The organism is Salinimicrobium xinjiangense DSM 19287 (genome assembly GCF_000423585.1).
Taxonomy (GTDB): domain Bacteria; phylum Bacteroidota; class Bacteroidia; order Flavobacteriales; family Flavobacteriaceae; genus Salinimicrobium; species Salinimicrobium xinjiangense.
Window position 1 is genome coordinate 1 of the sequence record NZ_AUIG01000039.1, and the last position, 12,307, is coordinate 12,307.

Sequence of the window (12,307 nt, forward strand, 5' to 3'; positions counted from 1 at the left end):
AGTTTTTCTAAACATGATAGTGAGTTGGAAAGTGGTTTAAAGATAGTCCATTCTTAGTATTATTCGAGTAATTTTGTTTTTAGAGTGGACTCAAGGTTCAAGGTTCAAGGTTGTGGTTCCAGGATTAAATTTGTGGAGTCAAGATTTGCTCCGGTAAAATCTTCCATCTTGATTAAGACCCTTGAAAATGTTTCGTATCCTCTGGGCTGATAAATGCATAAATATCCCCACTTCTAACTTCGTAGCTCTAATTTCCCTTTTACTGCCTACTTAAAACTGCCCACTGCCAACTTCTGACCACTTACTACCGAGACAAACCCCCAACCCTCCCGATAAAGATCGGGACAAGCTCTGAAGGGGCTATAGCTGTTTATAAAATTCCCACATTTCAAACATACGAGGGGACTTAGGGGTAAAAAAGGCACCGACCACTGTCCACTAATTCACCTCATAAACCACCACTCCATCATCTTCTCCCTGCACCACTAGTTCTAAAGCGTTATCGTCATCGGCATTGGAAAGGTCTATAGTAGAGGTTCCATAAACGGGAAAACCATTTAAAAGTTCGGCGTTACTGTCAAAAAGATATACTTTTTGTGACTGGAGGTCTGTGACCGAGACATAGATCTTATTATTGATGTAGAAGATCTGAGGTTCGGTGTAGAGTCCGAAATCAAGGGTCACTGTATTGCCTTTTATGCTGAGCTGGTTTTCGGAGAGGGTCACGAGGGTTTTGGCTGTGGCTGTGATCCGTGTATTTTCAGCAAGATCAAGATCTTCTGTTTTGATACTTCCCTGCTCGTTAAGCTTCAGTATTTTTCCGGAAGCATTTGTGGAAACAAAATTGTCATTATAATCATACCAGTCATTTTCAGAAAAATCAATTTTTTCTTTAACCGGAACCCTTATTTTACCTGTACGGCTAAGAATGTTCAATCTTCCCGAACTTTCGGGTATCAGAATATAATCTTTACGGCCTATTCTTATGTGTTTCGGGGGCTTAATAATTTCAGAAGCAGCTTTAGAGAAGTTAAATCCTCTCACACTTTTTCCTTTGCGGTCGTACATCAGTATTTCCCTGCCTTGGGTAATAACGAACCTGTAATCCCGCTTGTTATCGTAATCAAAAATAGCAACCGGTTGAGTGATGGCGTCTCTAAACTTAAGCGGAAAAGGCTTTACTGCATTCCCGTCACGATCGATTACATGAAGTTCATTTTGAGTAGCGAAAGCTAACTGGTACCTCCCGTTTCTTAAAATGTCCACCGTCTGTACTTCTCCGAGGATCCTGGATCCGATATTTTTTTTCCAATGGATCTTTCCTTCAGGAGAAATCAGGTACAAAATATTTTGAATATCCTGTACCGCGATGTCCATTCCTTTTGTACGATGATTTCTGAAGAAAACAGGTCGGCCGGAAAGCGTATTTCCAAGATCGATCCCGGCCTGTTGTGCAACGGGTTTTTCTGTTTTTAAAGCTGAACTTTTGATCAAGGTACTGTGGACATGCGCAAAATTATCCTGGTAGATAAACTGAATTGCAGATATAGGATAATCCTTGAAATCAAATTCATCAGCAGATGAATTGTTCTGTGCCTGGTTATTTCTCACAATTAAAAGAGATGCTTCTGAACTCAGGTTTTCTGAAGAGGCTTTGTAAGCTTCAGTATTTGCCAGCACCAGTTCGTTTTGTACGGCAGTGATCACTTCCTTTAGAGCCTCAGTTTTTTCGGCATATAATATATAGGTATCGAAAAAGGTAAAATAATGGAGATCTTCAGGCTTAAGTAAAGGCTGGAAAATATCCTGAAAGGCTTTTGTATTGGGATTACTGTATATAGCATAACCTCTGAATTCCTCCGTTTGCTGAAGTTCAAAATCAAGGCTGAGTCTTGCTGCTTCGGGATCAAGGGTTTTGATCGCAAAAACGGAATTTTCTGAAAGCTGGATCACACCTGCCTCTATGGCCGTGTCAATTAAAGATCTTTCGGAGGTAATAGCGGGTTGTGAAAGAGAAGTGTCAGGCTGAAGTTGCTGTAAAAATTTTTCAGAATTTCTAAAGCTGACCGAAGTAAAACCTTTAGCGGCAACTGGTGTAACAGATGCTATACTGTTAGTGGCAACTCCTACTCCGCGAAAACTATTGATAAGTCGGGAGGAGGAATCCCCTGCAACCGATATACCATTTAATATTATGTCTGACTGGGAAAGATCTGTATCCAGGACTGTCCAGTGACTAAGACCTGGAAGTTCCAGGGGTAATAATTGATTCAGGATAGAGGAAGCTTTGTCATGATTGATAAAAATGGATGGTGATTTTTGTGAAGCCGCCTTAAAAGCTGTGGTCAAGTCTGGAGAAGGGGTATAGGTCGCTCTAATGCTTTCTTCAAGAATTTTCCGGGAACTACTTAAAATAGTAACACTGTCAACTAAAGTTGAAAATGCTGTTTGTCCTTCCAGGATGTATTTGGTGATCTTGTAATCTTTTGCAGTAAAAGTTTCTACCTGTACATTTTGGAGGGAATCAATAGGGATGGTGGTAATATTTCCCCGACCAATAAAGGTAAAATCGATTGAGTTATCCACCTGATCCGTTGTGAGGGCCAGCAAAGCCTCCTTTTTATGAGGGAAATATTTTAGTACTGAGGTTTTATTCTGAATTTCCAGATAAAGAGGACGATCTTCATTGATCTTTAAAAATTCATTGTTTTGAAGATTGCTGAAGAAAAGATCTGGATTCTGTAAGTGAAGAATGACCGCCGAATCCTGAGGAAGATAATCGGTCAATTCACCCGATCCCTGCTTGTGTTCGGTACAGGCACTAAAAAGGGCAATGAGAAGCACCGGTAAAATTTTTCTCATGGGATGGATTTTTTACCAAAAGTAGACTTTAAAAGGAAAGTTCCAGTTGCTCCGGTAATAGTTTAAAACTCTTTCTGTGAAATTTTGTGACTCCGTATTCTTTAATTGCCTCCCTGTGCTCCTGTGTGGGATATCCTTTATTTTGTTTCCAGTTATACATTGGATATTCTTCATGAATCCTCATCATAAATTCGTCCCTGTAAGTTTTTGCTAAAATAGAAGCAGCAGCAATACTCAAATATTTTCCATCTCCCTTTATTATACATTCGTGAGGGACATCGGGAAAATCTTTAAAGCGGTTCCCGTCGACAATAATAAATTCGGGTACAGGATTCAAATTCTCAATACATTTATGCATGGCCTGTATTGAGGCGTTCAAAATATTAATTTCGTCTATTTCCTCCATATATATATGTTGTACGGAAAAACATAATGCTTTTTGTTCAATTACTGAACGAAGCCTGGTTCTGTTAATTTCGTTCAATTTTTTTGAGTCATTGATTAGCTTATTTCTGAAAGTCAGAGGGAGCATTACTGCGGCTGCAGTAACCGGCCCGGCAAGACAGCCTCTTCCTGCCTCATCGGTGCCACATTCTAAAGCTAACCTGGAGAAGCTTTTCTTTAACATCTTTTAAACATTAGTTTCCTGAAAAGGACAATTTCACATGCCCTTTATAACATGTAGCGGCAAATGTAAAAATTTCTTGTCAGCCTGTAAGGCAAAGAAAATTTAGACTGTTTAAAATTATACATTTTAATACTTTCTGTTTAATTTTTTATGAAAGAAGCAAAATTCAGCTGTTAATGCAGAATTCGAAAAAAAAATTTATCAACTATGAGGTTGTAGTGATGCACTTTGATCAACTTCTTAAATAATTAACAAACAAGTTTCGTCATTAGCCTTGTTTTATTAAGAATTTATTATCATTTTTGGCCTTGGCTAATTCAAATAATTCATAAAATGAAAAGAAAATTAAATGGAATTCTAACGCTGTTACTGGTGTTAGTGGCGCAAATTACGTTTGCGCAGCAAAAAGAAGTCGCCGGGACGGTGGTTGACGATCAAGGTCTGCCACTACCAGGGGTGACTGTTTTGGTAAAAGGTACTACAACGGGTACTCAGACCGATTTTAGTGGAGAATATATTATTTCTGCCGCACCGCAGGATGTGCTTGTATTTTCTTATGTAGGTTTCCGTACTGTGGAAAGAGCAGTGGGAGCTGAAAATGTTATTAATGTAACGCTTATGACCGATGCCGCAGAACTTGAAGAAGTTGTGGTAGTGGGATATGGTACTGCAACAAGACAATCTTTTGCAGGAACGGCAACAACCATTAAGGCAGAGAACATTGAGGCGAAAAGTTTCTCCAACGTTTCTCAGGCTTTATCCGGAGAGGTTGCGGGGGTAAACGTTATTAATACTTCAGGACAACCTGGTACTACTTCTACTATTCGTATTCGTGGTTTTGGATCTGTTAATGGAAACAGAGCTCCTTTATTTGTAGTTGATGGTGTTCCTTTCTCAGGAAGTTTGAACTCTATCAACCCTGCAGATATTGCATCTACTACAGTACTTAAAGATGCAACTGCAACTGCTATTTACGGTTCTCGTGGTGCAAACGGGGTTGTATTGATCACTACTAAAAAGGGTTCAACTACAGGTGAAAGCTATATCGAAGTTGATGTTAAGACTGGTGTGAATGATCAGGTTATCGACAGATACGATGTAATTCGCTCACCTGAAACTTATATTGGACTTGTGTGGGAAGGAATCTACAACCGTGGAAACATTAACGGTGTAGCAGACCCTGTTGCATATGCTAATGACAGATTATTTTCAGACAACTATGTTCCTGCAGGTTATAACATGTGGAATGCTACTGCTGCAGAACTTATTGATCCTGAGACCAGAATGGTGCGTGAAGGTGTAACCCGTCGCTACACTCCGGAAAGTTACATTGATGCTGCTTTTGATGCTGCAATCAGAACTGAAGGAAACGTGAGATTTGGCGGAGGAGATGACAAGACTTCTTACTTCACCTCATTTGGATATCTTCAGGATAACGGATATGCGATCAATACAGGCTATGACAGGTATACTACCCGTCTTAATGTACAGTCTCAGGTTAAAGAGTGGTTAAGTGTTGGAGCAAATATCGGATACGCTTATTCTGAAAGCCAGAACAACGGTCAGACAGTAGGTTCTGAGAACTTATTTGAATTCGCTGATAAAACTGCGCCTATTTTCCCAGTATATTTAAGAGACGATGAAGGGAATCTTGTTCCTGATCCAATCTTTGGAGGAAATCAATTAGACTACGGAAGTGTTTCCGGTTTCAGAACAAGACCTCAGTCAGATAACCTTAACCCTATTGGTTCTGCGTTATATGACTTCGTAGGGACAGACAGAAATGAATTGAATGGAAACTTCTCTTTCGATATTGATTTCACTGAAAATCTTAGATTTGAAACAAGATTTGGTGCTCAATACGCTATGAACAGATATACCAGTGCAGATAACATGTTCTACGGAACTGCAGTGGGTGATGGAGGTTCCTTATTTAAATCTGATACAGAAACCCTAACACTTAACTTCCTTCAGTTGTTACGTTATGACAACCAGTTTGGAGATCACTCTATTGAAGTATTGGCGGCTCATGAATCAAATGATTATGATAGAGATTACAACTCTGCTTTTAAAACAAAGGCGGTTGCATCAAATCTTTATCAATTCAACAACTATGTAGTAAATGCATCTCCTCCAACCGGATATAATGAAGGTAGATCTATAGAATCTTACTTCGGGCAAATCAACTATGATTTTCTCGATAAGTATTTCCTAACCGGGTCTGTACGTCGTGACGGTTCTTCAAGATTCGTTAATGAGAAGTGGGGAACTTTTGGATCTGTAGGTGCTGCGTGGGTAGTAACCAATGAAGATTTCCTTTACAATAACAGCTTATTTACCTTCTTAAAGCTTAAAGCTTCTTACGGTATTACTGGAGATGAGAATGGTGTAGGCTTTTACTCAGGTTATGATACATTCGATATGAATAACCTTAATGACGAAATCTCTCTTTCTGCAAGAGGAAACGGTAACCCTAATCTTACATGGGAAACTTCAGAAATGTTCCAGGCAGGGGTAGAATTTAGCCTCGGAAGATGGCTGGATGGTACTATTGACTATTATGTTAAGAACACTACAGACCAGATCTTCAGTAGAAGGGTAGGTCCTTCTCAGGGTATCGCTATTATTACAGTTAACGATGGAGACATAAGAAACAGCGGTCTTGAATTTAACTTTACCGGTCATTTAGTTCAGACTGCAGATTTTAATCTGGATCTTAATATCAATGGGGAAGTTCTTAATAATGAGATCACAAGAATGCCTATCGATCCTTCAACAGGTGAAGAAAGAATTCTTGATCCTTCAAACAGTCCTTTCGCATGGTCAAAAGGAAGTTCAATCTTTGACCTTTACATTAGAGAATGGGCAGGTGTAGATCCTGCAAACGGAGCTCCTCTTTGGTACCGTTATTTTGATGACGTGAACGGAAACGGTGTTTTCGATGGAGATGATGTATCCATTACTTCCATGGTTCCTTATCTTTCTGAAAACCCTGATGCTAATGTTGAGAGAACTGTAACTAATACCTATGCGGAGGCTACAGATAAATACATTGATAAGAGTGCAATTCCTGATGTAAGAGGAGGTATTCGTCTTGGAGGTAACTACAAAGGTTTCAATTTCTCTACGCAATTTATTTACAGCCTTGGAGGTTATGCAGTTGACTTCCAGTATCAGGAGTTAATGAGTGATCGTTTTGGTGCAGTAGGGAACAACTTCCACTCAGACATCCTTAACAGATGGCAGAGACCTGGTGACATTACAGATGTTCCTGCATTGACAGATAACAGATTTGTAAACGGTGGTGCAACTTCAACAAGATTTGTAACAAGTACAGATTACCTTGCTTTGAACAACGCTCTTGTAGGTTATACCTTCTCAGACAGAGTGTTAGGAAATTCCGGTATTGATTTTATTAATATCTTTGTTTCCGGTGATAACCTATTCGTGAAGACTGCCAGAGACGGATTCCTTCCAAACACAAGTGAATCTGGTAACTCAGGACGTCGTTTATACGCTCCGCTTACTACGGTTACTGCAGGTGTTAGAGTTAAATTTTAAAAAAAATATTAATATGAAAAACTTATTAAAAATAACAGGAGTTGCGGCTGCTCTTTTACTTGGGGTAAGCTGTAGCGAGGATTTCCTGGAAAAACAGCCCTCTGAATTCTTAACAGCCGATCAGGTTGAGGAGGCTGCTACGAATAATCCTGATGTACTTGCAGGAACGCTTGCAGGGATTTATACACTCCAGTTTACATCTGGAACCGGAGGAACGACAAACCATGATGACTTCGGTCAAAAAGGTTATGACATTTACGGAGATATGCTTTCCGGAGATTTGGCACTTTCTGTGAGTTCTTTTGGTTGGTATCGTGCAGATATCACCGAATTTCAGGCTCCATTGGATTTTACAAGTACACGTAATTATATGCCGTGGAGATATTACTACCGTATTATCCGTTCGGCTAACGTAGTAATCGATGCCCTTGGTGGGCAGGATGCAGTGCCTGAAGTTCAGGCTAATCAGTATATCATGGGACAGGCAAAGGCGATAAGAGCTCACTCTTATTTTTACCTTACTCAGTACTATCAGAATGAATACAATCCTTCTCAGGAGATACTTCCTTTGTATGATGAATCTGCAGATGAAAACGGACCTAAAGTTGCTGCTTCTGAGATCTATGCCCTTATGGAAAGAGATCTTAATGATGCGATCACATTATTAGACGGCTTTAACAGGTCTGCAAAGAATGAGATCAATCAGGATATCGCTAAAGGTATTTTAGCTTATGTTCTTGCAACTAAAGGTACTAACGAAGCCTGGCAGAGAGTTTACGACCTGACTGGTGATGTTATTGCTACCGGAAATTATCCTATCATGACTGCTGAGGAAGTTGCTCCGTTAGATCAGGCAGAAACAAACAAGCAAAATAATTCAGGTTCTATTGTAGGTGGTGGATTTAATGACGTAAATACTCCCGGCTGGATGTGGGGAGTTGATCTTACAAGTGACTCTGGTGTAGGTCTTGTTTCCTGGTGGGGACAAATGGATTTCTTCTCTTACAGTTATGCCGGCTATGGTGACTATAAAGCTATTGATTCTGGTTTATTTGCTCAAATGTCAGCTGATGATGTGAGAAGGAGACAATTTAACACTTCTTCCGGTTCGAACCGTCTGCAGCCATGGGGTAAGTTCTATGATCCTGCAAGAGTTCCGAGAGGGCCTTCTGTAGTAATTGATGAGGATTATGTATATATGAGAGTTGCAGAGATGTACCTTCTTAATGCCGAAGCGGCTGCAAATCTTGGAATGGATGCTGAAGCAAGAGAGTCTCTTAGAGCTGTGCTGGACCTTCGTCTGTCTGATACTTCATATTTAGATGCATTATCAGGTCAACAGTTGATTAATGAAATCTACCTGCAAACCAGACTTGAGCTTTGGGGTGAAGGTAAGAGTTACCTGGCCATGAAGAGAAATAAGGCAACTATCGTTAGAGGGTCAAATCACCTGTCTTTTGTAGGTGAGCCAATCCCTCATAATGACGAGAGACTTACCTTTGAGATTCCTGAGGCAGAGATCCTATATAATCCGTTTATAGATTCTCAAAACTAAGTCATTAATTTAAAAGCAATAATAATGAAGAAACAATTTATAATGTTATTAATGGCGGTCTCAACGGTTTTTGTTGGGTGTCAATATGATGATGATTTCACGCCACCAAATTATGTGACATTTGAATCAGATGAAATGTCTTTCAATATCGATGAAAACACAAGCGGTTCATTTGATGTTACAGTATATACTGCTACTACTACAGGATCTGACAGGACATTTACGATTAACGTAGATGAGTCTACGACCATCAACGCAGATTCTTATAGTTTGCCGCAAACTGTGACGGTTCCTGCAAATACTAATGAAGTGACTTTTACTGTAGAGGTTACAGATAATAGCATTGGTAATTTTGGAGAAGTTCTTGTTCTGGAGCTTGCTGAGGAGCAAGGATTATCCGCCGGTGCACCGTTAACCGTGGATATAACTAAGATTTGTGAATTTGAGCCTGTAGGAACTTTTATTAACGACTCCGGATGGTTCGAGGCAGAGTATCCTGTGACTGTAGAAGCAGGTGCTTCAGCTAATCAGTATGTTGTAAAAGACATGTTTGCTGAAGGTACTGACGTCACTTTTACTGTAAATGCTGACTATACTGTTAGTGTTCCCAAGCAGAATGCGTGGGTAAGCGGTACATATGGGCAGGCTTCAGTAACCGGTCAAACTGGTTCTAAGTTCAATCCGTGTAGTAGAGAAGTTACCTTAATTCTTCAACATACAGTTGCTGCAGGTAGTTTCGGTACATATACAGAACTTCTTACTTTTTCTGCTGACACAGATGGTGGTGACACTGATGGTGGAGACACAGATGGTGGGGACACTGATGGTGGAGACACAGATGGTGGTGACACTGACGGTGGAGACTCTGATGCATAATATCTGAGTAATAAAAAATGAAAGGCTGTCTGAAAGGACAGCCTTTTTTTATGCTCAGTTTTTTTAAGGAGACGTCAAATAATCCTCATATTAGAATGATGAGTCTGTAAAAGAGTGCATAAAGGGAAGGAGGGATTTACTATTAATCTGAGAATAATAGGCCTGTAATTTTTTTATTATTTATTTTAGCTCCTCATTTTAACCCTTGATGAAACAAGCCATAATTTTTTGTTTTCTTTTTTTTACCGTGACAGCTTTTGGACAACGAAGGCTGGGAGGTAGTGTAGGAAACCGTGAAGACGCTAACCGGCAGACATCAACACAACCTGACATAGAAAAAGCGCCAATAGAGCTGTACAAGATTATATCTGTAAAGAATGATACAACACATGTAGACACCACTCTTAATATATATAAAGATTACAGGTTCAATTATCTCCGAAAGGATAATTTCGGATTGCTGCCTTTCTCTAATGTAGGTCGTACCTATAACCGGCTTTCCTACAACTTTTTCACAGAGCAAAATGTGCTTCCGGAATTCGGAGCCCGGGCCAGACATTTCAACTTTATGGAAGTTGAGGATGTTTTCTATTATAGTGTCCCCACTCCTTTAACGGAGCTCTTTTTCAAAACTGTATTCGAACAGGGACAGCTTGTGGATGCTCTTTTTGCCATCAACACTTCCCCAAATCTTAACCTGTCTATTGCCTATAAAGGACTGCGTTCTTTGGGGAGATATCAGCATCTGCTAACGAGTACCGGAAACTTTCGTACTTCTGTAAGTTATAATTCGCCGAACACGCGGTATAATCTTAAAACTCATTTTGTTTCTCAGGATCTTCTAAATGAAGAAAACGGAGGTTTGACCCCAAATTCCCTGGAACAGTATATAGCCAAGAATCCTGAATTTGATGACAGGGCCCGTCTGGATGTAAATTTTGAAGATGCTCAATCTACCTTGTTTGGAAAGAGATTTTATCTCGATCATAATTATAAGTTGTTTCAGGGAGAGGATGCTTCAGGAAGAAACTTTGCGGTTGGACACAAACTGAATCATACCTATAAAAAATATCAATTTCAACAAGCTGCTGCCAATGAAATATTTGGTCCTTCTTTTGAGCAGACTTCTCTTCGGGATGAAACAAGGCTCACATCCACATATAATGAAATTTATCTCTCTTTCGCGGCAGGTGCATTTGGTACAGTTGTAGCAAAAGGTGGAGTCACCCACTATGACTATGGCTATAATTCTGTGGTTAATCTCGAGGATAAATTCATAATCAACAGGCTGCAGGGAGATATAGTTTCTGCAGGGGGTAGTTACACAGGGCGATTAGGAGCTTTTAATTTTGAAGCTGATGGAATGCTCAATGTTCTCGGAGATTTTAATGGTTATAATCTTCATTCCAGATTGTCTTATGCGTACTCCCCGGATTTTATCGTAGCTGCAACTGCGAATTTGAATGACCGAACTGCTGATTATAATTATTTACTCAATCAAAGTGATTATATAAATTATAACTGGCAGAATAATTTTTCCAATGAAAGCAGGCAATCTCTGGGGTTTGAGTTATTCGCTCCGGCACTTCTGAATGGGTCTGTTGAATTTTCCACTATTAATGATATGGCCTATTTCGGTCTTAATGCTGAAGGGTATGTAGCACCTTTTCAACACTCGGGGCAGGTAAGTTATCTGAGGGTGCAGGGACAAAGGGAATTTACCCTTGGAAAATTTTCTCTGAATAACACGCTTCTTTATCAAAAGGTTCTGGATGGGGAACAGGTATTTAAGGTTCCGGATTTTATTACCAGAAACACCCTTTATTATAGCGATCACTGGTTTCGCCGGGCACTTTTCCTTCAAACAGGCTTTACGCTAAACTATTTTACCTCTTATGCGATGAACGGCTACGATCCTGTTTTGGCTGAGTTCTATGTACAGGATGAAATAGAAATGGATGGGTTTCCAACGGTAGATTTTTTCTTTAATGGAAAGATCAGACAGGCCAGGGTGTTTTTCAAACTGGAACATCTTAATGCGCTCCTGGATGGAAATAACAATTTCTCAGCCCCTCTTTATCCCTATCGCGACTTCGGAATAAGATTTGGACTGGTGTGGAATATGTTTATGTAGTTCTTTTTGGGCGTTCCTTCGCCATAGCTCCAGGCGAAGGCGGGGTCGGTCTATTCGCTCCAATCTTTTTGCTCGTGCCTCTCAAAAAGGATTTTCCGCTGCTACCTGCCTGCTGTCTTAACGGGATCTAACCCTATCAGCGGCTCCAAGCCCTGACAGCGGTTTAGACTGGTGATCTAAATTTAAAACCTTCCCAACCCTGTCAGCAGCTTTAAGCTCTGACAGCGGTTAAAGAAATTATTTTCAACAACATTTTTTTTAGCACCTATATATAAAGGAGGATATAACCCGTTCTTCTACCTGTAATTGGGTAAGAGAACTCCTGGTGCAAAACTCCTAACTTCGTAGATCTAACTTTTTTTATTCCTCCCAAAAATGTCATTTTCAGCACCTTATTTCCCGGAGTTTCAAAAATGTCAAAAAAAGCTTAAATTATTTTTAGAGGAAGCTTGCGGAAGTGGAATTCGGTTGTATATTTGCAGCCGCTTTGAGAGCGAGTGACAGGAGAGGGGGAGCAACCGCTGAGCCTTGATTGAGCCAGACTTCGAAGCGAATAAGTCCACCTTGATCGGTCGGCAAGTTCTCTGAAAAATTATTGAATTTTTGCTTGGATTGTAAAGGAGATTGAGTTTATCTTTGCAGCCGCCTTTGAGCTCTTGAGCTTTAGCGAAAGAAATCTTTCAAAAACAGT

Annotated in this window: 6 protein-coding genes; 4 read left to right on the forward strand and 2 right to left on the reverse strand. The window is 40.0% G+C overall.

Translation table 11 applies throughout. From position 1 onward, the window contains the following. Positions 1-438 precede the first annotated feature (438 nt). Both G564_RS0112610 and G564_RS0112615 read right to left on the reverse strand, forming a co-directional pair. Positions 439-2,862, reverse strand: coding sequence for a hypothetical protein (locus tag G564_RS0112610; RefSeq protein ID WP_029037976.1), 2,424 nt, complete (start codon positions 2,860-2,862; stop codon positions 439-441). Positions 2,863-2,890: 28 nt separating this feature from the next. Then, positions 2,891-3,490 carry a ribonuclease HII gene (locus tag G564_RS0112615; RefSeq protein ID WP_029037977.1) on the reverse strand — a complete coding sequence of 200 codons (600 nt, stop codon included), beginning with the start codon at positions 3,488-3,490 and terminating at the stop codon, positions 2,891-2,893. 333 nt (positions 3,491-3,823) lie between these two features. Here G564_RS0112615 and G564_RS0112620 point away from each other — a divergent pair, with 333 nt between their 5' ends. The 4 genes from G564_RS0112620 to G564_RS0112635 all read left to right on the forward strand — a co-directional run bounded on the left by G564_RS0112620 (position 3,824) and on the right by G564_RS0112635 (position 11,616). Next, on the forward strand, positions 3,824-7,051 hold the full coding sequence (locus G564_RS0112620) for a SusC/RagA family TonB-linked outer membrane protein (RefSeq protein ID WP_029037978.1): 3,228 nt from the start codon (positions 3,824-3,826) through the stop codon (positions 7,049-7,051). A 13-nt stretch (positions 7,052-7,064) separates the two neighbouring features. Next, positions 7,065-8,606 carry a RagB/SusD family nutrient uptake outer membrane protein gene (locus G564_RS0112625; protein WP_029037979.1) on the forward strand — a complete coding sequence of 514 codons (1,542 nt, stop codon included), beginning with the start codon at positions 7,065-7,067 and terminating at the stop codon, positions 8,604-8,606. Between the two features lie 135 nt (positions 8,607-8,741). Further along, positions 8,742-9,482: a hypothetical protein gene (locus tag G564_RS0112630; RefSeq protein ID WP_156879234.1), complete on the forward strand. Its 741-nt coding sequence runs from the start codon at positions 8,742-8,744 to the stop codon at positions 9,480-9,482. Positions 9,483-9,690: 208 nt separating this feature from the next. Next, on the forward strand, positions 9,691-11,616 hold the full coding sequence (locus G564_RS0112635) for a putative porin (protein ID WP_029037981.1): 1,926 nt from the start codon (positions 9,691-9,693) through the stop codon (positions 11,614-11,616). The last annotated feature ends 691 nt before the right edge of the window (positions 11,617-12,307 follow it).